The sequence below is a fragment of the Pseudomonas ulcerans genome, assembly GCF_036324125.1.
GTDB classification, from domain to species: Bacteria; Pseudomonadota; Gammaproteobacteria; order Pseudomonadales; family Pseudomonadaceae; genus Aquipseudomonas; species Aquipseudomonas ulcerans.
The window spans coordinates 1-23,572 of the sequence record NZ_JAZDQN010000032.1; the positions used below are offsets into that span (position 1 = coordinate 1).

Consider the following 23,572-nt stretch of genomic DNA (forward strand, 5'->3'; position numbering starts at 1 on the left):
TGCAGGCGCCGCCCGTAACTCGCGACGTCAGGAGGCCGAGCGGAGGTGTCTGGAAGGGGCAGGTGCGCAGCACCCTTCGGCGTAGCCGAAGACGCGAGATGAAGATTTGCGCAGCAAATCGTAGGCCGCGCAGCCCCTGGAAGGCACCGTAGGGAGGGGACCCGGAGCGCAGCGTAGGGCCGGATGCAGGAGCAGGCGTTTTTGGTTACTTTTGCCGCCCAGCAAAAGTGACCCGCCGTAAAGGCGGAAGGGGCCGGCAGAGTCGCCGCAGGTAACGGATAAGCTCACAGCACCAACACCAACACCCGAATGCATCCGAATGCCTATCGCTGGCTGACCAGCGATAGGCACTCAAGGTCTCACTGGACCGCAGCGAACGCCTCGGCCACCTGCTGCAGGTTGTCCGGACGCAGGCCCGACATGCACACCCGGCCGCTGTCGATCAGGTACACGCCGAACTCGTCACGCAGGCGACGCACCTGGGCAACGCTGAACCCGGTGTAGCTGAACATGCCGCGCTGGCTGAGGAAGAACGAGAAATCCTGGCCCGGCAGCAGCACCGCCAGGGCATCCACCAGCCCCTGGCGCATGTCGAGGATGCGCAGGCGCATCTGCTCAACTTCCTCGGCCCACTGGGCATTCAGGCCGGCATCGTTGAGCACGGTAGCCACCAGCTGCGCGCCAAACGCGGGCGGGCTGGAGTAGTTGCGGCGCACGGTGGCCTTGAGCTGGCCGAGCACGCTGGCCTGGGTCTCGGCATCGTCGCAGACCACCGACAGGCCCCCTACCCGCTCGCCGTACAGCGAGAAGATCTTCGAGAACGAGTTGCTGACCAGGCAAGGCACGCCGGCACGGGCCGCTTCGCGGATGGCGAAGGCGTCATCCACCAGGCCGCCGCCGAAGCCCTGGTAGGCGATGTCGAGGAACGGAATCAGGTTGCGCGCCTTGACCACCTCGATCACCTGCTGCCATTGGGCCTGGTTCAGGTCGACACCGGTCGGGTTGTGGCAGCACGGGTGGAGCAGGACGATGCTGTTGGCCGCCAGGCTCTGCAGGCTGGCGAGCATGCCGTCGAAGTCGACGCCGCGGGTGGCCGGGTCGAAGTACGGGTAGGTGTGAACCTTGAAGCCTGCGCCTTCGAAGATCGCGCGGTGGTTGTCCCAGGTCGGATTGCTGACCCAGACCTCGGATTCAGGGAAGTAGCGCTTGAGGAAGTCGGCACCGACCTTCAGCGCGCCGGAACCGCCGACGGTCTGCACGGTGGCGACGCGGCCGCCGGTGACCGCCGGGTGATCGGCGCCGAACAGCAGATTCTGGATCGCCTGGCGGTAGCCGGCCAGACCTTCCATCGGCAGGTACAGCGAAGCTTCGTGGGGCTTGTCGGCCAGGCGCTTCTCGGCCTCGCCCACCGCTGCCAGCTGCGGTACCACGCCGGCGGCGTCGTAATACAGGCCGATGCTCAGGTTGACCTTGTCGGCACGTGGATCGGTCTTGAACGTCTCCATCAGGGACAGGATCGGGTCACCAGCATAGGCATCGACATGTTTGAACACAGCGCACAACTCCTTGGGAGAGGATCAATCGAACAAAGTGCGTCGAGGATACCCGGAGTAAGGCCCGAGGAACATGCCTCCGGCGCAACGGCCATGTGCATGAATGCACGGATTCGAAATGACGCGGACCGTCATCAAGGGCAACGCGGATGAACTGTGGGAGCGGGTTTACCCGCGATTGCATCGTTGAGTTCACTATCGCAATCGCGGGTAAACCCGCTCCCACAGAGTCCGCGTCACTCTTGGGCCTGTTCTCTGCGCAAAAGCGCAGCCTGAAAGGCGGACTCCCACAGGACTCACCTCAAGCCAAGGACTGCAACTGTTCCCACTCCTCGACCGTCACACTCACCCCTTCCCTATCCGACTTCGCCCGCTCCCTGAACCGCCGCTCCCCCGGCATCCGCGTCACCCCCACCGCCTCCATCTGCCGCACCAGCTCCCGGCTGCGCTCGGCAAAGCGCTCGCCCTGGGCCAGGCGTGGGTCAATGACGATCAGCAACTGCCCGGTCCACGGTGTCTTCGCCCCGGGATGCTGCGACCAGTCGAAGTCGAAGGAGAAATTGCCGCCGGTCAGCGCCGCCGCCAGCAGCTCCACCATCATCGACAGCGCCGAGCCCTTGTGCCCGCCGAACGGCAGCAGCGCACCACCATCGAGGATCGCCGCCGGATCGCAGGTCGGCTTGCCGTCACGATCCACGCCCATGCCCTGCGGCAGCGACTGGCCCTTGCGCGCGGCAATCTGCACGTCGCCGTGGGCGATCGCACTGGTGGCCATGTCGAAGACGATCGGCGCCCCGCCCGCGCACGGCGCGGCAAAGGCGATGGGGTTGGTACCGAACAGTGGCCGTTGCGCACCCTCGGGCACCACGCAGGTCATGCTGTTGACCACGCTCAAGGCCACCAGCCCTTCATCGGCGAACGGCTCGACATCCGGCCACAACGCCGCGAAATGATGGGAATTGTGGATCGCCAGTACAGCGATCCCGGCGCTGCGCGCCTTGCTCACCAGTAGCGCGCGGGCCGCCGCGAGGGCCGGCTGGGCAAAACCGCCGGCGGCATCGACGCTGACATAACCGCTGGCCACATCGCGTACCACAGGCTCGGCCCGGCCATCGACCCAGCCGCTGGCCAGGGTCGAGACATACCCGGGGATGCGAAACACGCCATGACTGTGGGCGCCATCACGCTGGGCGCTGGCGCAGTTGTGGGCCAGCACGGCGGCCACCGCCTCGCTGCAGCCATGGCGAACGAAAATGCGCTGCAACAGGTTCGCCAGTTCGGCGAACGGAATCTGTCTGGCAGGTGCGGACATCTGGAGCTCCCTTGCTTGGAATTTTGGAGTGGCAACAGCGACAGCAATGAAACGGACTTTCACCTCATGACAGCAAACTGTCAAATATTGACTTGATGACAGAAAACATTCATTTTCTGCCTCCAGCACCACCACCGACGAGATCCGCCCGTGAGCCAACCGATCAAGCAACGCCTGGAAAACAGCCTGCACGACGCCTCGGCCTCGGGTCGCAAGATCGCCAGCCATATGCTCGCCCACCTCACCGACCTGCCCTTCGAGACCTCCGCCAGCCTGGCGCAGAAGATCGGCGTCAGCGAGTCCAGCGTCGGCCGTTTCTGCCGGGCCCTTGGCTACGAGCACCTGAAGGCATTGAAGCAGGACCTCAAGGACGACCTCGGTGACGGTCCGTGGCTGGTGGGCGATCGACTGCAAGAATTCCGCCAACAGCCCGGCGACGACGGCGAAGGCCGCAGCCTGGAACTGGAGATCGCTGCGCTGGTGCGGGTCCACGAATACCGCCGCACTGCCGAGTGGGACCGCGTGGCCCAACGCCTGGCCGAGCGCCCGCGGGTGTTCGTCGCTGGATTCCAGACCGAGCGCGGCATCGCCCTGGGCATGACCCACCTGCTGCAATACCTGCGCGACGGCGTGCAAGCCGTGGACGGCAGCGCCGGGCACTTCGGCGAAGTGCTGCTGGGGAATCCCGAACGCTGCGCCCTGGTGGTCTTCGAAGCCCGCCGCTATTCGCGCCACGCCCTGCTCCTGTGTCGCAAGGCGCGGGAAGCGGGCATCCCGGTAACACTGGTTACCGACACCTTCTGTGACTGGGCCGATGCCAACGCCGACGAGGTGTTCCGCATTCCCACCCAGTTCAACCTGTTCTGGGAGTCCACCGCGACGATGCTGTCGTGGGTACACCTGATGGTCAACGAGGTCTGCAAGAAACTCGGGCCGGACGTTGAAAAACGCTTGGACGCAACTGCCGCTCTACACAACGAGTTCGTTGGCTACACGTCAACGGCAAAACAATAGACAGAGAGTGCATTTCACAGAGGTGTCAGATGAAACCAGTCATTCGTTTCGCGGGGGCCTGCGCGTTGCTGCTGGCCGGCATCACCTCGGCCCAGGCCGAAACCCTGAAGATCGCCACCGAGGGCGCCTACCCGCCGTTCAACTACGTGGACTCGGACAACACCCTGCATGGCTTCGACGTGGATATCGCCAAGGCCCTGTGCGAACGGATGAAGGTCGAATGCACGGTGGTGGCCCAGGACTGGGAAGGCATCATCCCGGCGCTGATCGCACGCAAGTACGACGCGGTGGTGGCGTCGATGATCGATACCGAGGAACGGCGCAAGAAGATCGCCTTCACCCGGCATTACTACCGCACCCCGCTGTCGGTGGCGGTGCCGAAGGATAGCGAGATCACCGACGCGCAGACCTCGTTCAAGGGCTACACCGTCGGCGCCCAGGCCTCCTCGACCCAGGCCATCTACGCCGAAGACGTGTACGGCAAGGCCGGTGCCGACGTGAAGCTCTACCCGACCCTCGACGAAGCCAACGCCGACCTCGCCGCCGGACGTCTGGACGGGGTGATCGCCGACAAGTTCCCGCTGCTGGAATGGCTGAACAAGACCGGCAAGGACTGCTGCAAGGCCCTGGGTGATGTCGAGGGTACCCGCGCCGATGCGGCGATCGCGGTGCGCAAGGAGGACGATGCACTGCGCGAGCGCTTGAACACGGCGCTGGATGCGATCGTCGCCGACGGCACCTATCAGAAGATCGCCAGCAAGTATTTCGACTTCGACATCTACAACTGATCCGGCGTCGACATCACGGGCCTCATCTCTGGTCAGCCGGGGATGGGGCCCGCAGGACAACAACAGCCAGCCCGGAGACTCCAGGCATGCTAGACCACCTCTCCCTGCTCTCCTTCGCCAGCGGCGGCTGGGGCCAGGCGCTGCTCGCCGGCGCCCTGGTGACCCTGGCGCTGGCCCTGGCCTGCCTGCCCGTCGGCCTGCCCCTGGGCCTGGCCGTGGCCCTCGCCGCGCGCTCGGAAAAACGCCTGCCGCGGGCCTGGGCCACGCTGTTTTCCACGGTCTTCCGCGGCCTGCCCGAGCTGCTCACGCTGCTGATCATCTATTACGGCTGCCAGATCGCCGCACAGAAGATCCTCGCCGCCCTCGGCTACCCGGGCGAGGTGCTGATCAACACCTTCCTCGCCGCCATGGTCGCCTTCAGCCTGGTGTTCGCCGCCTTCTCCAGCGAGATCTGGCTGGCCGCGTTCAAGACCGTGCCCAAGGGCCAGTACGAAGCCTGCGCCGCCCTCGGCCTGCGCAAGCACACCGCCTTCACCACGGTGATCTTCCCGCAGTTGCTGCGCATCGCCCTGCCCGGCCTGTCCAACAACTGGCTGTCGCTGCTCAAGGACACCTCGCTGGTCTCGACCATTTCCCTGGTCGACCTGATGCGCCAGACCAACCTGGCGGTCAGCGTGACCAAGGAGCCGATGCTGTTCTACGGCGTCGCCTGCCTCTGCTACCTGCTGTTCTCGGCGCTCTCGGGACGGGTGTTCCAGGCCATCGAGCGGCACTACAGCCGCCACCTGCGGAGTGCCCGGACATGACCTTCGACAACCTCATCGGCCTGGTACTCGACCCCGACCTGCTGGAACGCTACGGCCCGCGCTTCCTCGACGGCCTGCTGGTCACGGCGAAGCTGGTGGCGATCTCCTTCACCCTCGGCGCACTGCTGGGCCTGCTTCTGGCGCTGGCGCGGATGTCCCGCAGCCGACTCCTGCAGCGCCTGAGCGCCGGCTACATCTATTTCTTCCGCGGCTCGCCGCTGCTGGCGCAGCTGTTCCTGCTGTACTACGGCCTCGGCTCGCTCAAGGCCTTCTGGCAGGACGTCGGCCTGTGGTGGTTCTTCCGCGACGCCTGGTACTGCACCCTGCTCGCCTTCACCCTGAACACTGCGGCCTACCAGGCGGAGATCTTCCGCGGCAGCCTGCTGGCGGTGGCGCCGGGACAATACGAAGCGGCGGACGCCCTGGGCCTGAAGCGCTCGACCACCTTCTTCAAGGTGATCCTGCCGCAGTCGCTGGTGGTGGCCATCGGTCCGCTGGGCAACGAACTGATCCTGATGATCAAGGCCAGCGCCATCGCGTCGCTGGTGACCATCTACGATCTGATGGGGGTGACCAAGCTGGCCTTCTCCCGCAGCTTCGACTTCCAGATCTATCTCTGGGCCGCCGTGCTCTATCTGCTGATCGTGGAAAGCGTGCGCCGCGCCCTGAAACGCATCGAGGCCCGCCTGGGCCGTCACCTGCGCTGAACCCTTGCCGTAGAGGAACCTTTTACATGCACTGCGACACCCTCATTCTCGGCGCCGGCATCGTCGGCGTCAGCACCGCCCTGCACCTGCAGGCACGCGGCCGCAAGGTCATCCTGATCGACCGCGACGAGCCCGGCAGCGGCACCAGCCACGGCAATGCCGGGCTGATCGAGCGCTCCAGCGTGATCCCCTACGCCTTCCCTCGCGATCTGAAGAAGCTCGCCCGCTACAGCCTCAATCGCCAGTCCGACGTACGTTTCAGCTGGTGCCATGTGCCGAGGATCGCGCCCTGGCTGCTGAGCTACTGGCGCAATTCCGCGCCAGCGCCGCTGGCCGAGGCGACCCGGGCCATGCTGCCGCTGGTGCAGCGCTGCGTGGAAGAACACGACGCCCTGATCGAAGCCGCCGGCGCCCAGGCACTGATCAAGGCCAACGGCTGGATCGAGGTGTACCGTGACGATGCCGCCTTCGCCGGGGCCAAGGCCGAAGCCGAGGCGGTGCGCCACTACGGGCTGGCCTTCGAAGTCCTCGACCGCCAGCAACTGCTGGCGCGCGAAGGGGACCTGGGTCACAGCGTGGTGGGCGGCATCCACTGGCTCGACCCGAAGACCGTGACCAATCCAGGTGCCCTGGTACGCGCCTACGCGGCACTGTTCGTGCAGCGCGGCGGCCAGTTCATCCATGGCGACGCGCGCAGCCTGCGCCAGGTCGCCGGCGAGTGGCAGGTGGACAGTCGCCGCGGCCCGATCACCGCCCGGGAAGCGGTGATCGCCCTCGGCCCGCAGGCCGCGGAGCTGTTCAAGTCGCTGGGCTACCGCATTCCGCTGGAGATCAAGCGCGGCTACCACATGCACTTCCAGGCACGTGCCGGCGCGCAGTTGCAGCATTCGCTGTGCGATGTCCAGGCCGGCTTCGTGCTGGCGCCGATGGATCAGGGCATCCGCCTGACCACCGGCATCGAGTTCGCCGCCAGCGACGACCCGGCCAACGAGATCCAGCTCAAGCGATGCGAAGCCGTGGCCCGCACCCTGTTCCCCCTCGGCGAGCGCCTCGACAAGGCCCCCTGGCTGGGCCGCCGTCCCTGCCTGCCGGACATGCGCCCGGTGATCGGCCCGGCCAGCCGCCACCCGGGGCTGTGGTTCAACTTCGGACACGCCCACCATGGCCTGACCCTGGGCCCGGTGAGTGGGCGCCTGCTGGCGGAAATGATCACCGGCGAAGCCACCTTCACCGATCCTGCGCCCTACAGCGCCGAACGTTTTCGCTGAGCGCAATGAAAAGGGCCGACGCTGGTGAGGCGTCGGCCCTTTGTGTTTTTCAGTCTTCCAGTGGTTTCGGCGGCGGCAGCGGCTTCGCCGGCTTGGCCGGTTTTGCCGCCTCGCCCGGCTTGCCACCCTTGCCCGGCTTGGCCTCGGCCACTGGCGCAGGTTCCGGGACCGGAGTGGTGATCGCCTTCTCTTCGGCCGGCAACTGGTCCACTGCGGCGAAGATCTGCGCCATGTCCAGCTTGCCGTCGTTGGCAATCGGATGCTGGCTGCCGTCCTTGCCCACCAGGACCACCCGGGTGCCATTTTGTGCGCTGCGGCTGATCTGGCGGATCAATGCCATGGTGGTCTGCTGCTCCAGCGCCTTGTCCTCCCGTTTGCCGACCATGCCGGCGATGCTGTACAGCACCAGGTTGCGCTCCTTGAACCCCGCCTGGTTCGCCGGATCCTTGAGCGCCTCGTTGATCCCGCGCAACACCGGGTCGGCGGTGCTGGGCGCGATGATCACCAGCGGACGGGCCCTGCCGAGCTCCGTGTCCAGGGGTGTGTCATCGGCGAACAGCGGACCGGCGATGGCCAGCAGGACGGCAAGGGTCAGGGAGCGGGCGACCATGTGTTTCTCCTTATTCAATCCTCGTAACAATGACTACAGACCTCCGGGAAAGATCCGAAGGGCAGAGCCTAAACGACTGCAAGTGCCTGATGCCCGAGAACAAAGGTAACTTTCGGTGTCAGGCCAAGGAAAATTCCTACTGTTAGACAGGAGGATAGCTGATGGATTCGGGGGTGCCGGGTTGATCCGGGGTCTTCACCGTCTATTCCGGCCTCGTTGCGGCGTGGATATCTATATAAATTTGCCCGATGCAGATTCGGCGGAGAGCGCGATCCTGTGGGAGCGGGTTCACCCGCGATTACGGTGGCGAATCCACCGACTCAATCGCGGGTAAACCCGCTCCCCCAAAGTCCGCGTTCGGCATGTCCCACAGGATCGCGCTCTTCGCCGAATCTGCATCGGGAGCAACTCGAACCGCCGCGAACCAATAGGTCGCCTAGAACAACCCCATCTGCCGATCCACCAACCCGCCGAAATCATCCCCCACGAACGGCAGGATCGCATCCGCCACCGGCTGCAGTTGCTTGTCCAGGTAATGCTGGTAGTCGATCGGATTGCGCCGGTTTTCCAGCGGCTCCGGCCCGCCGGTGGTGATCACGTAGCTGATCCAGCCGCCCCGGTGATACTGCCGCGGCCGCCCCAGGCTGTCGTTGTACTCGTCCGCCAGGCGCGCCGCGCGGACATGCGGCGGGACATTGCGCTGGTACTCGTCCAGCGGCCGGCGCAGGCGCTTGCGATACACCAACAAGTCGTCCAGCTCCCCCGCCAGGGTGCGCTGCACGTAGTCACGGACGAACTCGCGGTACGGCTCGCGCTGGAAGATCCGCTGGTACAGCGCCTGCTGGAACTCCCGGGCCAACGGCGACCAGTCGGTGCGCACGCTTTCCAGGCCCTTGTAGACCATTTCCTCGCTGCCATCGGCGCGCCGCACCAGGCCGGCGTAGCGTTTCTTGCTGCCCTCCTCGGCACCGCGGATGGTCGGCATCAGGAAGCGCCGGTAGTGGGTCTCGTATTGCAACTCCAGGGCACTTTCCAGCCCGTATTCCTCGCGCAGGTGCTCGCGCCACCACTGGTTGACCCCGGCCACCAGCTCGCGGCCGATGCGGTCGGCCTCGTCGCCCTCGTGGGCACGCTTGAGCCAGACGAAGGTGGAATCGGTGTCGCCGTAGATCACCGTGTAGCCCCGGGCCTCGATCAACTGGCGCGTGCGCTGCATGATTTCATGCCCGCGCAGGGTGATGGACGACGCCAGGCGCGGGTCGAAGAAGCGGCAGCCGCTGGAGCCGAGCACGCCGTAGAAGGCATTCATGATGATCTTCAGCGCCTGGGACAACGGCGCATTGCCGTCGCGCTTGGCCGCCTCGCGGTTCTGCCAGACTCGCTCGACGATGGCCGGCAGGCAGTGCCGGGTCCGCGAGAAACGCGCCTCGCGAAAACCCGGCACCGAGTGCGCATCGTCCGGCTCGCGCAGGCCCTCCACCAGGCCCACCGGGTCGATCAGGAAGGAACGGATGATCGACGGATACAGGCTCTTGTAGTCCAGCACCAGCACCGACTCGTACAGCCCCGGCCGCGAGTCCATGACGAACCCGCCCGGGCTGGCCTCGCCTTCGCATGCGCCGAGGTTCGGCGCGACGAAGCCCAGGCGGTGCATCGCCGGGATGTACAAATGACAGAACGCCGCCACCGAACCGCCGCTGCGGTCCGCCGGCAGGCCGGTGACCGTGGCCCGCTCCAGGAGAAAATCCATCAGCCGGGTCCGGGCGAAGATCCGCGTGACCAGCTCGCAATCCTTGAGGTTGTAGCGGGCCAGTGCCGGGCGGTCCTCGGCGAACATGCGGTTGATCTCGTCCATGCGCTGGTACGGCGTGTCGATCGCCTTGCCCTCGCCGAGCAGGGTCTGGGCCACGTATTCCAGGCTGAACGAGGGGAAGGTCCAGGTCGCCGAACGCAACGCCTCGATGCCGTCGATGATCAGGCGCCCGGCGGCACCGGCGAAGAAATGCGTGCGGCTGCCGTGCTCGCGCCACTCCATGGGCTGGGCGTCGCGCCCCAGCAGCAGCGGCACGTTCAGGCGCTGGCTGTGTTCGTGGAGGACGCGCAGGTCGAACTGCACCAGGTTCCAGCCGATGATCGCATCCGGATCGTGCTCGGCCAGCCAGGTGTTGAGGCGTTGCAAAAGCTCGGCGCGGCTGGCGCACCAGGCCAGGTCGAAATCGATGCCGGTGCTGTCGCCGTTGGCCGGGCCGAGCATGAACACCTGGCGCTGGCCACAACCTTCCAGGGCGATGGAATACAGCTCGCCGCGCTCGCTGGTCTCGATATCCAGCGACACCAGCTTGAGTGGTGGACGGTAGTCGTTGGCCGGTTTCAACTGGGCGTCGACGAACACGCCCGCCGCATCCTGATTCCCGCCAAAGGTCACCGGTGCGGTGATGAAGCGCTCCATCAGGTAGCGTTCCGGCGGGCGGATATCGGCTTCCAGCACCTCGATGCCGGCACCGCGCAGGCGCTTGTCCAGCTGGATCAACTGGCGCTGCTGCCGGCAGTACAGGCCGAGCACCGGTTCGTGATGAAAATCCTGCAGGGCCAGCGGGCGCAGCTCGACGTCGCGTTCGCCGCGCAGCAGCTCGCGGGCGCGGGCTTCGTAGCGAGCCGGGATAAAGGCCACCGAGGTCTGCGGCGGCAGGCGCACCCGACGCGGACCGGCATCGCTGGCCAGCCAGAACTCCACCTCGGTGCCCTGGGGCGTATCCCGCCAGTGACGGGTCAGGACGAAGCCCTGCTGTAGCTGCACCGCGCTTTCCTCGTCGTGGCCGGCAAAAGGGAACGGATTCTACCCGAGCGCCGCCGCCGGCGCGCACCTTTGAGGTGCGACGGGTTTCGGCGCGGCGGGCATCCGGCTAGAATGCGTCGCCATGGAGATCCTTCACCCACTATGGACAGTGCCCGATACCATGAATTGCGCTTCAGCCCTATCCCGCCCACAAGCCGACGGGCCCAAGGATCCACATCGTGCGCTGTGATCGTTCCCTGCTCTCCCTGCTGTGGCTGCTGCCCCTGCTGGCGACGGCCGCCGAGCCCGTCGTCATCGACCCCCATGCCGACCTCCTCTACCGCCAGGCCCTGCCCCTGCTGGAGAAGGCCGAGGCACAGGGCAACGCCCTGCCCGTCGACGCGGCGCCCAACGACCAGGAACTGATCCGCAAGGTCCAGGCCCTAGACCAGACCCTGCAACCGGCGGTGGCCCTGCTGCAACGCGCGGCGCTGCTGCACCATCCGGTGGCCGAGTACCGCCTGGCCCTGCACTACATCACCGACCTGCCGGCCGACCAGATCGCTGCCGAAGCCTGCCCGCTGCTGCATTCCAGCCTCGCCCAGGGCTTCGCCCCGGCGGCGCTGGAGGTGGTCAACTGGTGCCCCAACCTGCGCGACAGCAACGAATACCGCCAGGCCCTGGAGCAATTGCCAGCACGCAGTTCGCTGTATGCCGGCTACTACCCGCAACCAGCGGTGCGCCTGCTGTGCCTGCGCGAACGCCCGCAAGGCCTGGCCTTGCAGTGGGGCCGCCAGCGCGACTTCCAGGCCGAGGCCTATCGCCTGCTGGCGGGCCTCGACCCGGTGCAGCGCAGCAGCTACGTGCAGAAGGCGCTGGAGATCAACGGCTGCCAGGCCGTGCAGCGGCAGGTGGTCAGCCGTCCGTAGCGCTGCATAGAGCAAGATTGTTCAAGGCAGTCATCCAGCGCTCTGGCATGCTGGATGACCCTTCCCCAGCACGCTGTCGCTCATGTCCGCATCTCTTGCCCGAACTGCTTATCTCCAGGGTTCCATCGCCTGCATCCCGCTGTCCCTGGCCGTCGCGCCCTGGGGCCTGCTGGCCGGTTCGATGGCCATCGAAGCCAACCTCACGCCCCTCGAAGGCCAGGGCCTGTCGGCGATCGTCTTCGCCGGTGCCGCGCAACTGGTGGCCATCGGCATGCTCAAGGGCGGTGCCAACCTGTTCTCGATCCTGCTCACCACCCTGCTGCTGACCTCCCAGCACCTGCTCTACGGGCTGTCCATGCGCCCGGTGCTGTCCGAGCTGCCGGCCCGCTGGCGCCTGACCCTGGGCTTTCTGATGACCGACGAGTTCTTCGCCCTGGTCAGCCAGTACGACCGCGCCCAGTTCAACCGCTGGTATGCCTTCGGCGTCGGTTTCACCTTCTACCTGGCGTGGAATCTGTTCACCCTGGCCGGGATCATCCTCGGCCAGAACATCCCGCACCTGGACAAGCTGGGCCTGGACTTCTCCATCGCCGCCACCTTCGTCGCCCTGATCGCCCCCACCGTACGCAACCTGCCGACCGTGGTCTGCGTGGCCGTGGCGCTGTTCTGCTCGGTGCTGTTCAGCTACTGGAAATGGGAAACCGCACTGGTCGCCGCCGGCCTGCTGGGCATGGCCGCCGGCTTCATCTGTCAGAAAACCTGGGGAGCCCGCTGATGGTCTTCGTGCTGATCTTCGCCATGGGCCTGCTGGTGTTCCTCAACCGCTACGCCTTCCTCGAACCGCGCCTGCCGCTGCGCCTGAGTTCGAATGCGCGGCAATTCCTCGGCTTCGCCGTGCCGGGCATGCTCACCGCGATCTGCGGGCCGATCGTGTTCCTGCCCGAGCACCAGTTGAACCTGAGCCCGGCCAACCCTTACCTGCTGGGTTCGCTGCTGGCCGTGGGACTGGTACTCTGGACGCGCAATGTCCTGCTCAGCATGCTGCTGAGCATGGGCTTCTTCTTCGTCTATCGCTGGTGGCTGAACGGTTCGCCATGACACACGCTCCCCGGGAACAGACCCACTTCTGGCAGGCGCCGGCGCTGGACAACCTCGAGCTGCTCCAGGCCCGCTACTTCCAGCAGCGCTTTGCGCCGCACGTGCACGAGGGCTATTCCATCGTCGCCGTCGAGACCGGCGCCCAGTGCTTCTGGCACCGCGGCGCCGACCACCTGGCGCCAGTGGGCAGCGTGGTGCTGATCAACCCGGAAGAACTGCACACTGGCGCCCGCGCCCATGAAAGCGGCTGGAGCTACCGCGGCTGCTACCCGGACGTGGCGCACATGACCGACATGCTCGACGAACTGGAACTCAACCCCGGCGGCACTCCAAGCTTCGCCAGCAGCGTGCTGCAGGACCCGGTGGTGTTCCGCGCCCTGCTCGGTCTGCACCACAGCGCGCAGCACGGCGCCAGTGCCCTGGAACAGCAGTCGGCCTGGCGCGAGGCGGCGCTGCTGCTGATGCAGCGCCATGCGCGGATCCGCGACCCGCGCGAGCCGGGCAACGAACCCCAGGCCGTGGCCCGCGCCCGCGAGCTGCTGGATGCGCGCCTGGACTGTCCGCCGTCCCTGGAAGAGCTGGCGGCGGCGGTGCATCTGTCGCCGTTCTACTTCGCCCGGGTGTTCCGCCAGGCCACCGGCCTGCCGCCCCATGCCTGGCTCAAGCAGCGCCGCCTGGCCCGGGCGCGGACCCTGCTGCGCCACGGCTACCTGCCGTTCAACGTCGCGGTGGACCTCGGTTTTGCCGACCAGAGCCATCTCAATCGCCAGTTCAAGCAGGCCTTCGGCGTCACCCCCGGCGAGTACCGCCGCGCCTGTGTCGAAAACCCCACGGCAATCTCCGTTCGATAATCGAACGAAACCCGGGTTTCCCCCCTCAAGCAGTGACAAACCGCCTCCGATAGCAGTGCCAACCCGCCCGATCCGAAAAGTGGCGGGACTGACAATCGAGGAGTTCCGCCCGCATGCTTGCCGACCTGAAAATCCGCACCGGAATGTTCTGGGTGCTGTGCCTGTTCAGCCTGACCCTGCTGTTCTCCACCGCCAGCGCCTGGCGCAGTGCCGTGGGCAGCGACCAGCAGATCGGCGAACTGGACCGCACCGCGCACCAGTCCGACCGGCTGAACAACGCCCTGCTGATGGCGATCCGCTCCAGCGCCAACGTGTCCTCGGGCTTCATCGAACAGCAAGGCGGGCACCTGGACAGCGCCAAGGGCCGCCTGACCCGTTCGGAAGAACTGATCGAGGCCAGCCGCCTGCTGGTCGAGGAATTCGTCGCTGCGGCGGACCCGGCGATCAAGTCCACCGCGGAGGACCTGCAACGCACCTTCCAGGGTTACGCCGTGGCCATCTCCGGACAGCGCCAGGCAACCCGGGAAAACTCGCTGGAGCGTTACTTCGTGGCCAACGTCGATGCCGGCAATGCCATGGCCCGCCTGCAGGCGCTGCGCCAGGACCTGGTGAAGATCCTCGGCGAGCGCGGCCAGCAGATCATGGCCGAGTCGGCGCGCCGCCTGCAGACCGCGCAGTGGCTGAGCCTGGCCCTGTTCGCAACCACCCTGCTGCTCGCGGCGCTGTGCTGGGGCTTCATCCAGCAACGGGTGCTGCGCCCGTTGCGCGAGGCCGGACGGCATTTCCAGCGGATCGCCGGCGGCGACCTGAGCGAGCCGGTGCAGGTGCCGGGTGGCAACGAGATCGGCCAGCTGTTCGCCGAACTGCAGCGCATGCAGCACAGCCAGCGCGACACCCTGGGCCGGATCAACGCCTGTGCCGGGCAACTGGCCGAGGCCGCCGCGCTGCTGGACGGCGTGACCGAGCAGAGCGCCGAAAGCCTGCGGCGTCAGGACGAAGAACTGGAACAGGCAGCCACCGCCGTCACCGAGATGACCACCGCAGTGGAAGAAGTGGCGCGCAACGCGGTGTCCACCTCCCAGGCCGCCGGTGAATCCAATCGCCTGGCCGAGCAGAGCCGGCGCCAGGTCAGCGAGACCCTCGGCGGCACCCAGGCCATGGCTGGCGAAGTCCAGGCCGGCAGCGAGCGCCTGCAATTGCTGGCGGGCGAGATCCGCGATATCGGCAAGGTGCTGGAAGTGATCCGCGTGGTGTCGGAGCAGACCAACCTGCTGGCCCTCAACGCTGCCATCGAGGCGGCCCGCGCCGGGGAAGCCGGGCGCGGATTCGCCGTGGTCGCGGACGAAGTGCGCACCCTGGCCTACCGTACCCAGCAGTCGACCCAGGACATCGAGCAGATGATCGGCAGCGTGCAGCACGGCACCGAGGCGGCCGTCAGTTCCATGCATGCCAGCGCCGAACGGGCACGGGCGGCGCTGGACAGCACCCAGGCTTCGGAGCAAGTACTGCAAGGGATCTATGCCGCCATCGGGCAGATCAACGAACGCAACCTGGTGATCGCCAGCGCCGCCGAGGAACAAGCCCAGGTGGCCCGGGAGGTGGACCGCAACCTGCTGAACATCCGTGAGCTGTCGGCGGGGTCGGCGCAAGGAGCGCAGCAGACCCGGGCGCAGAGCCAGGCTTTGTCGGGGCTGGCGGCGGAACTGACGGAGCTGGTTGGGCGCTTCCGCGTCTGATCGCGACACATAATCCGTGGGGCGGAGCGCTTGGGTCTTTGCTTGCACTTTCGCCCCCAAACCCGGAAGCTTCCCGCTTTTGCCCCGAGCCCCGCCACGCATGTCCGTCGTCACCCAGTACCTCACCGCCCCCGAAGACCCCCTGCACAGCCAGCTCATGCAACTGGTGGTGGACAACTTCAGCGACCTCAGCGCCACCGCCCTGCCGCCGAGCAACCCGCTGTACAACCTCTACCAGTACGGCCTTGGCTTCGAAGTGCACCTGTACCTCCAGGCCCTGGGCGGCACGCGCTTGCCGGTGGGCCTGGTGCTGGCCTGCGAAGACGACGATCCGCAGCGCCTGGCCGGGTTCGCCCTGTACCTGCCGGTCGAAGGTGAGCCGCAGTCCTGCGCGCTGGCCTATATGGCGGTGCGCCAGGACCTGCGTCGGCGCGGCATCGGCCGGGCCTTGCTCGACAACCTGCGCCAGCGCCATCCACGGATCGAGCTGGCCTGCGGACAGAACCGCGTGCCCTGCTTCGAGGCCCTGGGTTTCGCCGTGGTCGGCGCCCGCGGCCCGCAGGTGCTGATGGCCACCGACGCCCCCGCCGGCGATGCCGAACTGGCGGTGCTGGACGTGGCGCCGATCTTCCGCACCGTGGAGATCCAGCAGATCCACAGCTATCTGCTCAAGCAGCACGGGCGCAAGGCGATGATCGAGGCGGAGCGCAAACGCGACCGCCACCTGGATGAACTGACCCGGCATGCAGCTGCGTTCGCCCGGGAGCGGGTCGGGGAATGGCAGCTGCGGGGTGTGCGGGTGGTGTGAAGCACCCGGCTGCAAGCAGGCGATCAAGCGAAACGCTACCGTCCGGCGGCAACCCCGGAATTATTGGACTTGGCGCCAGTCCACCGAGCAGGTAGCAGCGGCAATCCGTGCCGGGCACCTTCGCCGGAGGGGTCCGACCATGGCCAGCCTGTGGCAAGCACTCTGCCTGAGCATCACCCTCGTTGTCCTGCCCTGCGCCAGCGCCGCCGACAACCCGGTCGCGGCCAAGGCCGAGGACAAGGCCGAAGCCCTGGAACATGCGGTGGCCACCCAGACCGCCCCAGCCCCTGCGGAAAAGATCACCCCCCTTGAGGCCAAGGCCGTCGACCCCGACGGCGCCGCCGCCCTGGACGACACCCTGACCTGCCTGGCCCGCACCATCTACTGGGAAGCCAAGGGCGCCAGCGCCGAGGACATGCAGGCCGTGGCCAACGTGGTGCTCAACCGCGTCGGCCACGACGGCTTCCCCGACAGCGTCTGCGCCGTGGTCAAGGAAGGTTCGGAACGCCATGCCTGCCAGTTCTCCTGGTGGTGCGACGGCCGCAGCGACCAGATCAAGGAGGACGAGCCTTACCTGGCCGCCAAGGAAATCGCCCGCAAGACCCTCAACCGCCAGCTCCCCGACAACACCCGCGGTGCCCTCTACTTCCATCATCGCCAGGTCTCTCCCGCTTGGGCGAAAACCTTCGTGAAAACCGCGCAGACCAGCAAATTCTTCTTCTACAAGCCGCAAAATGGCGCCGCACGCTGACAGGTCGCCGGGAACCCTGACGGCCTGATGCCAGACAAAGACGACAGGCGCGGGCCAATCTGGCTACCATGCACGCTGAAATCACCCCCAATCCACCGGGGACACCGGTCGGGCCATGAGCGCGGACCCGCCGGATTCATTGCAAGACCACGCCAGGCCATTCATCCGCCCCGTGGTGCCAGAACCAGGGAGAGTCAAATGCGCGTCCGTTCCTCCATGCTTTCGCTTGCCCTTGTGTGCCTGGGCTCGCTGTTCGCCAGCCAGGCCCAGGCCAGCGAAGAAACCCAACTGATCGATTCGATCAACGCCTACCGCAACCAGTCCCAGGCCTGCGCCAGCCAGGCCTCGCTGGAACTGCCGCCGCTGGCCAGCGACCCGCGCCTGGTGCTGTCGGCCACCAGCATGGGCGACCTGCAGCAGCAACTGGCCCGGGTCGCCTACCCCATGGTCAATGTCCAGGCCATCAGCCTGTCCGGCCCGCGCGACGCGGCGGCGGCCATGCAGGCGATCCGCGAAAGCTTCTGCCAGGTGGTTCTCGACCCGCAGTTCGTCGATATCGGGGTCAGTCGCGAAGACCGCGAATGGCGCATCGTGGTCGCGCGGCCGCTGCTCAGCGCGCGCCTCGGCGACTGGCAGAGCGAAGGCCGCAATCTCCTCGAAGCGATCAATGCTGCCCGCGCCCAGCCGCGCCAGTGCGGCAGCCAGGCGATGAGCGCCACCACCCCGCTGAGCTGGAACGACACCCTCGCCGGCGCCGCCCAGGGCCACAGCCGGGCCATGGCCAACCAGAACTTCTTCGACCATGTCGACCGTGAGGGCCGCACCCCCGGCGACCGCGCCGAACTGGCCGGCTACAGCGGCGCGCGCATCGCCGAGAACATCGCCGCCGGCCTCGACAGCCCGCGCAAGGTGATCGAAGGGTGGCTGGCCAGCCCTGGCCACTGCGCCAACCTGATGAATCCGCAACTGCGCGAACTCGGCGCGGCTTACGCCACCGACCCGAAGAGCGACGCCGGGATCTACTGGACCGCCCTGTTCGGCACGCCGTGACCTCAGTCCGTCATGCCAAGGTTGGGAATGGGGAAATCGACGGCGCCGGTGAGCAGGCGTTCGAGGCTTGACGGGAAGCCCAGGCGCACCTGCAGGGTGCCGGCACCGGTCGCTGGCAACCAGCCGGTGCCGACCGCCACCACGTCCGGCGAATGGCCGCACAGGAACGGCGCCGCGACCCCATCGGCCAGGCGCACGTAACCACGCCAGTTGCCCAGGTCACTGAACATCTGGGCGTTGCGCCGATACAACTCGATCTCGGCCCTGACACGCTCCTGCACCTGGGCGTAACCCACCAGCCGGACCTCGACGAATTCGTAGACCTTGAGGTTGATGCAGGTCTCGATGCCCGGCAGCGCCACCACCAAGGCATGGGACTGCCCGAGGCAGGCGTGACGGGTATCGGCACTGACGTGGATATCGCCGTTGCCGTCGCTGGGTCCCTCGCAGCGGTACACCACCCCACCGACCTGGCTCTCCCGCGGTACCAACGGCAGCCCGACGGCAGCACCGCCGGTATCGCGCACATTCAAGGTGAAGCGGTACAGGCCACCGTGATCGACACACCAGGTGCTGCCCTGCCGGATCAAGCCGTCGACGGCCTCGGCACGGACGGTCACCCGTGGCTCGCCGCAGAAGCGCAGCGCCGGCCCGGCAGTGGCCGGCGGCACGTCATGGTGCACATCGCCCGCGCCCTCGTCGGCATTCCACAAGGCCTCGTTGCAGCCCGTCTCGGCGCCGCACCGATGCAGATGAAAGCCGCGCCGCAGAAAGTCCCGCAGCGCGTCGAGACTGACCCGCAGGACGGTGTCGGAAGCTGGCGGGGACAGGCCGTCGCAGACCAATGGAAGAGTAGAAATCGCTGCCTTGCGCCGGACCATGAGCGGTTCTCCATCCTTGTGAACGACGCCTGCGCGCCGCCGGTTTCGCTGAAGCTAGTCAGCAGCGCCGGTTCCCGCTACTGACAAATTTATCAGGTGCCCCCGCCCACCCCGCCCGGATACGAGCGAGCGCCAACGGCGGCGCGGGTACCTGTTATTTTTGTCAGTTAACGAAAAACCCCGCGCAAGGCACTCTTGCTCCACGCACCGTGACATGGAGCTCCCGACATGCAGGATCAGACAGCAGGCGTCGCCCTTCCCGAGCTACCCAAGGGCGGCGGCTCCATCCAGGGTATCAGTGGGGGCTGGGGCGCCATCGGTACCTCCGGGGCCGCGTCCCTCGACATCCCCCTGCCCGTCTCCCCCGGTCGCGGCTACGCCCCGTCTCTTGCCCTGAACTACCACAGCACCGTCAGCAATGGCCTGTTCGGCATGGGCTGGAGCCTGGGCCCTTGCTGTGTCGCACGGCGCACCAGCAAGGGCGTGCCGCGCCATGACGACAACGATGTGATCCTCGGTCCCGACGGCATGGTCTGGCTGGCCGAGCGCGATGCCGCGGGCGCGCCGCTGTTCACCTGGGTGGACAGCTACCGCGAGCTGCCGCTGGACCGGCGCTACCAGGTGATCCGCCACTTCCCGCGGATCGAAGGCGCTTTCGAGCGTATCGAGCACTGGCGCGCCGACGGCGACGATCCGGGCTTCTGGCTGGTCCACGGCAGCGATGGCAGCCTGCATTGCTACGGGCGCCAGCCGTCCTCGCGCAGCGCCGATCCGGATAATCCGCGACGGGTCGGCGAATGGCTGCTGGAGGAGAGCATGAATGCCCACGGCGAGCACATCCTCTACCAGTACAAAAGCGAGGACCTCGCCGGACTGGAACCCGACCAGCCCCGCGACTTCCGCGCCCGGCGCTACCTGAACCGGGTCTGCTATGGCAATGCCAGCGCCCATCCCTGGCTGTACCTGTGGCAGCCGGAACAGATCGGCGAGGTGCACTGGCACTTCGAACTGCTGTTCGACTTCGGCGAACGCAGCACCGGCCTGGACGACCGCCCCGACTACGGCGAAACCCAGCCCTGGCCGGTGCGCAGCGACCCCCACAGCTCCTTTGCCTACGGTTTCGAGCTGGGCAACCTGCGCCTGTGCCGGCAGGTGCTGATGTTCCATCGCTTCGTCGAAGAACTGGGCGAAGCGCCGGTGCTGGTGCGCCGCCTGCTGCTGGAGTACCAGGCCAGCGAGCTGTCCTACAACCTGCTGGTCGGCGCCCACAGCCAGGCCTGGGCTGCGGACGGCCGGCGCAGCAGCCTGCCGCCGCAGAGCTTCGCCTACGCGCCGTTCTACAGCGAGGCGCCCTGCCAGTTCAGCGAGTTTCCCGCCTTCCCCGGCCTCGACGACGGCGTGCAGTACCAACTGGTGGACCTCTATGGCGAGGGTCTGCCCGGAGTGCTGCACCGTCACGACAAAGCCTGGTACTACCGCGAGCCACTGCGCGATCCCGCGCCAGGCCGCGACGACGGCCCCGACGACAGGGTCATCTACGGCGACTGGAGCCTGCTGCCGCGCATCCCCGTTGCGGACAGCAGCCGCCCGGTCAGCCAGTCGCTGCAGGACCTGACCGGCGACGGTCGCCTGGACTGGTGCATCCGCGCACCGGGGCTCAATGGCTTCTTCACCCTCGGCAGCGACCGCGAATGGTCAAGCTTCGTGCCCTTCGCCGCAGTCCCCAGCGAAGCCCTGCACCCGCTGGCGCAACTGGCCGACCTCAGCGGCGCCGGCCTGCTCGACCTGGCCCTGATCGGCCCGCGCAGCGTGCGCCTGTACGCCAACCGGCGCACCCTGGGCCATGCCGCGCCGGTGGAAGTGGCGCACGAAGGCGACGACCTGCCGCTGATCGGCGATGGCCGCGCGGAGCTGGTGGCCTTCAGCGATATCCTCGGCAGCGGCCAGCAGCACCTGGTGCGTATCCGCCACAACGAAGTGCGCTGCTGGCCGAATCTCGGTCACGGACGTTTCGGCAAGGGTTTCCGCGTCGCCAGCCTGCCCTTCGCCCATGACAGGTTCGACGCCACCCGGGTACGCCTGGCCGACCTCGACGGCTCCGGCGCCAGCGACCTGCTGTACCTGCAAAGCGATGGCGTGCAGGTATTCATGAACCGCTGCGGCTTCGGCCTGCAGTCGCCGGTACTGCAGCCCTGGCCGCCAGGAGTGCGCTATGACCGCTTGTGCCAGGTCAGTGCTGCCGACCTGCAGGGGCTGGGCTGCGCCAGCCTGGTCCTGACGGTGCCGCACATGACCCCGCGGCACTGGCGCCTCGACTTCACCGCGCACAAGCCCTACCTGCTCAACCGCAGCGACAACAACATGGGGGCCGTCGGCACGGTCGAGTACCGCAGTTCCGGCCAGGAATGGCTGGACGAGAAACAGGAGCTGCGCCAGGCCGGCAAGGTCGCGGTCAGCCACCTGCCGCTGACCCTGCACCTGGTGTGCCGGCAGACCCAGCTCGACGAGATCACCGGCAACCGCCTGGTCCAGTTGCTGCGCTACCGCCGCGGCCATTACGACCGCCAGGAGCGTGAACTGCGCGGCTTCGGCCTGGTGCTGCAGACCGACAGCGAAAGCGCCCGCGGCGACGAAGACGTGCATTTCACCGCGCCATTGCTGAGCAAGACCTGGTTCCATACCGGCCAGTACCCGGCACCGCCACGGGACGATTTCTTCCACGACCCGGAAGCCGCCGAGCCCGGCCCCGACCTGCTGGCGCTGTTCGAAGGCGAGGCCGACCACATCGTCGACGCCCCCGACGAAGCGCGCCTGCGCGCCATGGCCCACGCCCTCGGCGGCTCGCCGATCCGCAGCGAACGCTACGGCCTCGACGACAGCGCGCAACAGGCGGTGCCCTATTCGGTGGAGCAGCACCGCTACCTGCTGCGCGAACTGGCCCCGGCCGGCCCCCACCAGCCCTACGCGCGGATGCTGCCACTGACGCTGGAGCACATGGTCCTGGACTACGAGCGCCAGGCCGACGACCCGCGCTGCCAGCACAGCGTCAACCTCGCCCATGACCGCTACGGCCAGCTGACCCATGGCGTGCTGGTGCATTGCGCCCGGCGCCGGGACGTCGGCGACCCGCCGCCGTTCGACAGCGAGCACGAGCAGACCTGGTGGCGCGACGCCCATGACGAGGCGCAGTACAACCACTACCTCAACGAAACCCGCGCCGAGCTCATCCACCTCGACGCCGCCCAGGGCTGGCGCCTTGGCCTGCCGTGGCGCCAACGCGACAACGTGCTGATGCTCGCCCGCGCCGAACTGCCGGTGCGGCAGATCGGCTACGAGCACCTGGCCGGGCCGGAAACACCGCTGCACGAACAGGCCGAGCGCGTCCTCGGCGGACAGCGCGTGCAGCGCTACCAGGCCGCCGACAGCAGCGTGCGCGAGGACCTGCCCGATGGCCAGGCCAGCTTCGAAGCCCTCCCCGGCTATCTGGAGAGCGCCGAACTCAACGAGCAGGCGCTGCAAGCCTACGACCGGGTGATGAGCCGCGAGGAACTGCACGACAAGCTGCTGGCCCTGCACTACGAGCCGATGCCGGCCTTCCTCCCCGAGCAACCGGAGCTGGAGCTGTGGGCCATTCGCCAAGGCTTCACCACCTACGCCCCAGCCAGCGCCTTCCACCGCCCGCTGGCCGTGCGCGAAACCCGCAGCCATGGCCTGACGCAGATCGAGCACGACCGCTACCACTGCCAGGTCAGCCGCGTGACCCTGCCCGACGGCTGCCAGACCGAAGCCGAGTTCGACTACCACTGCCTGCAGCCCTGGCGTATCACCGATCCCAACCTCAATGTCCAGGAAGCCCTCTACGACGGCTTCGGCCGGGTCCTGGCCAGCGCCTTCCACGGCACCGAGGACGGTGAACCGGCCGGCTTCGCACCGCTGAGCGAATACCAGCGCGACAGCGAAGACCTGGCCAGCGCCATCGCCGCCCCCTTCGCTGCCGTGCAGAACGCCGCCAGCGTCTGCTACTACGATGCCTTCAGCTGGATGCAGCCGCTGGAGACCCGCCAGCCCGTACACAGCGCGGTGTTCCTGGCCGACCGCTATCCCGGCGATCCCGACCTGCAGATTCGTATCGCCCTGAGCAGCAGCGACGGCTTTGGCCGCGCCCTGCAAAGCAAGCAAAAGGTCGAAGCGGGGCTGGCCTACGCGGTCGACGAGAATGGCGAGCTGCGCCTGGAGGACGGCAAGCCGGTGCAGGTGGAGGCCGATCCGCGCTGGCGGGTCAGCGAGCGCGTCGAATACAACAACAAGGGCTTGCCGGTGCGGGTCTACCGGCCCTATTTCGCCGAGCGCTGGCGCTACATCAACGATGCCTCGTTCCGCCTGTTCGGCTACAACGACCAGCAGTTCTACGACCCCCTGGGCCGCGAGGTGCGGGTGATCACCGCCAAGGGCTACCTGCGCCGCCAGCGCTATCTGCCGTGGTACAGCATCAGCGAGGACGAGAACGACACCTGGGAGGAAGTCGAAGGTGGCCAGCGCTAGCGCGCTGCACCGGCTCACACCGCCGCTTGCGGTCGCTCTGCTGGAGAACAGGTGCCGGTGACAAGACGGGGCCAGAAGCGATTGTCTTCTGG

General features: G+C 67.1%; 19 protein-coding genes. 14 read left to right on the top strand and 5 right to left on the bottom strand.

What is annotated here, in order from left to right:
• Nucleotides 1-359: 359 nt before the first annotated feature.
• A complete protein-coding gene (locus V0R59_RS23235; RefSeq protein WP_330078430.1) occupies nt 360-1,553 on the bottom strand; it encodes an amino acid aminotransferase in 1,194 nt (397 codons plus the stop codon).
• A gap of 301 nt (nt 1,554-1,854) precedes the next feature.
• On the bottom strand, nt 1,855-2,865 hold the full coding sequence (locus tag V0R59_RS23240) for an Ldh family oxidoreductase (RefSeq protein ID WP_330075446.1): 1,011 nt from the start codon (nt 2,863-2,865) through the stop codon (nt 1,855-1,857).
• A gap of 150 nt (nt 2,866-3,015) precedes the next feature.
• On the opposite strand from V0R59_RS23240, the gene V0R59_RS23245 reads away from it, so the two are divergent.
• The 5 genes from V0R59_RS23245 to V0R59_RS23265 all read left to right on the top strand — a co-directional run bounded on the left by V0R59_RS23245 (nt 3,016) and on the right by V0R59_RS23265 (nt 7,448).
• Nucleotides 3,016-3,879 carry a MurR/RpiR family transcriptional regulator gene (locus V0R59_RS23245; protein ID WP_330075447.1) on the top strand — a complete coding sequence of 288 codons (864 nt, stop codon included), beginning with the start codon at nt 3,016-3,018 and terminating at the stop codon, nt 3,877-3,879.
• A gap of 29 nt (nt 3,880-3,908) precedes the next feature.
• Nucleotides 3,909-4,667, top strand: a complete 759-nt coding sequence (locus V0R59_RS23250) for a transporter substrate-binding domain-containing protein (protein WP_330075448.1) — start codon at nt 3,909-3,911, stop codon at nt 4,665-4,667.
• An 86-nt stretch (nt 4,668-4,753) separates the two neighbouring features.
• On the top strand, nt 4,754-5,473 hold the full coding sequence (locus V0R59_RS23255) for an ABC transporter permease (RefSeq protein WP_330075449.1): 720 nt from the start codon (nt 4,754-4,756) through the stop codon (nt 5,471-5,473).
• The gene (locus V0R59_RS23260; RefSeq protein WP_330075450.1) at nt 5,470-6,180 is read left to right on the top strand and encodes an ABC transporter permease; all 711 of its coding nucleotides are present in this window, start codon (nt 5,470-5,472) and stop codon (nt 6,178-6,180) included. The genes V0R59_RS23255 and V0R59_RS23260 overlap by 4 nt, the downstream gene beginning before the upstream one ends.
• 26 nt (nt 6,181-6,206) lie before the next feature.
• Entirely contained in the window at nt 6,207-7,448 is a 1,242-nt protein-coding gene (locus V0R59_RS23265; protein ID WP_330075451.1) for an NAD(P)/FAD-dependent oxidoreductase, read from the top strand.
• A gap of 49 nt (nt 7,449-7,497) precedes the next feature.
• Here V0R59_RS23265 and V0R59_RS23270 read toward each other — a convergent pair whose 3' ends face one another.
• Together V0R59_RS23270 and V0R59_RS23275 are read right to left on the bottom strand one after the other, a co-directional pair.
• Nucleotides 7,498-8,058: a DUF4174 domain-containing protein gene (locus V0R59_RS23270; protein WP_330075452.1), complete on the bottom strand. Its 561-nt coding sequence runs from the start codon at nt 8,056-8,058 to the stop codon at nt 7,498-7,500.
• Nucleotides 8,059-8,494: 436 nt separating this feature from the next.
• Nucleotides 8,495-10,855: a DNA polymerase II gene (locus V0R59_RS23275; RefSeq protein WP_330075453.1), complete on the bottom strand. Its 2,361-nt coding sequence runs from the start codon at nt 10,853-10,855 to the stop codon at nt 8,495-8,497.
• 218 nt (nt 10,856-11,073) lie between these two features.
• Here V0R59_RS23275 and V0R59_RS23280 point away from each other — a divergent pair, with 218 nt between their 5' ends.
• The 8 genes from V0R59_RS23280 (at nt 11,074) to V0R59_RS23315 (ending at nt 18,057) form a co-directional block, all read left to right on the top strand.
• Entirely contained in the window at nt 11,074-11,763 is a 690-nt protein-coding gene (locus V0R59_RS23280) for a sel1 repeat family protein (protein WP_330075454.1), read from the top strand.
• A gap of 82 nt (nt 11,764-11,845) precedes the next feature.
• Complete coding sequence (locus V0R59_RS23285; protein WP_330075455.1) at nt 11,846-12,538, top strand: AzlC family ABC transporter permease; 693 nt, start codon at nt 11,846-11,848, stop codon at nt 12,536-12,538.
• The gene (locus V0R59_RS23290) at nt 12,535-12,861 is read left to right on the top strand and encodes an AzlD domain-containing protein (protein WP_330075534.1); all 327 of its coding nucleotides are present in this window, start codon (nt 12,535-12,537) and stop codon (nt 12,859-12,861) included. The genes V0R59_RS23285 and V0R59_RS23290 overlap by 4 nt, the downstream gene beginning before the upstream one ends.
• A complete protein-coding gene (locus tag V0R59_RS23295; RefSeq protein WP_330075456.1) occupies nt 12,858-13,712 on the top strand; it encodes a helix-turn-helix transcriptional regulator in 855 nt (284 codons plus the stop codon). The genes V0R59_RS23290 and V0R59_RS23295 overlap by 4 nt, the downstream gene beginning before the upstream one ends.
• Nucleotides 13,713-13,825: 113 nt before the next feature.
• Nucleotides 13,826-15,448, top strand: coding sequence for a methyl-accepting chemotaxis protein (locus V0R59_RS23300; protein ID WP_330075457.1), 1,623 nt, complete (start codon nt 13,826-13,828; stop codon nt 15,446-15,448).
• Nucleotides 15,449-15,548: 100 nt separating this feature from the next.
• Nucleotides 15,549-16,256: a GNAT family N-acetyltransferase gene (locus tag V0R59_RS23305; protein WP_330075458.1), complete on the top strand. Its 708-nt coding sequence runs from the start codon at nt 15,549-15,551 to the stop codon at nt 16,254-16,256.
• 139 nt (nt 16,257-16,395) lie between these two features.
• The gene (locus V0R59_RS23310; RefSeq protein WP_330075459.1) at nt 16,396-17,007 is read left to right on the top strand and encodes a cell wall hydrolase; all 612 of its coding nucleotides are present in this window, start codon (nt 16,396-16,398) and stop codon (nt 17,005-17,007) included.
• A 198-nt stretch (nt 17,008-17,205) separates the two neighbouring features.
• Nucleotides 17,206-18,057, top strand: coding sequence for a CAP domain-containing protein (locus V0R59_RS23315; RefSeq protein WP_330075460.1), 852 nt, complete (start codon nt 17,206-17,208; stop codon nt 18,055-18,057).
• Between the two features lie 2 nt (nt 18,058-18,059).
• Here V0R59_RS23315 and V0R59_RS23320 read toward each other — a convergent pair whose 3' ends face one another.
• Nucleotides 18,060-18,938 carry a hypothetical protein gene (locus V0R59_RS23320; RefSeq protein WP_330075461.1) on the bottom strand — a complete coding sequence of 293 codons (879 nt, stop codon included), beginning with the start codon at nt 18,936-18,938 and terminating at the stop codon, nt 18,060-18,062.
• A gap of 228 nt (nt 18,939-19,166) precedes the next feature.
• Between V0R59_RS23320 and V0R59_RS23325 the strand changes: the two genes are divergently transcribed.
• The gene (locus tag V0R59_RS23325) at nt 19,167-23,480 is read left to right on the top strand and encodes a SpvB/TcaC N-terminal domain-containing protein (RefSeq protein WP_330075462.1); all 4,314 of its coding nucleotides are present in this window, start codon (nt 19,167-19,169) and stop codon (nt 23,478-23,480) included.
• Nucleotides 23,481-23,572 lie beyond the last annotated feature (92 nt).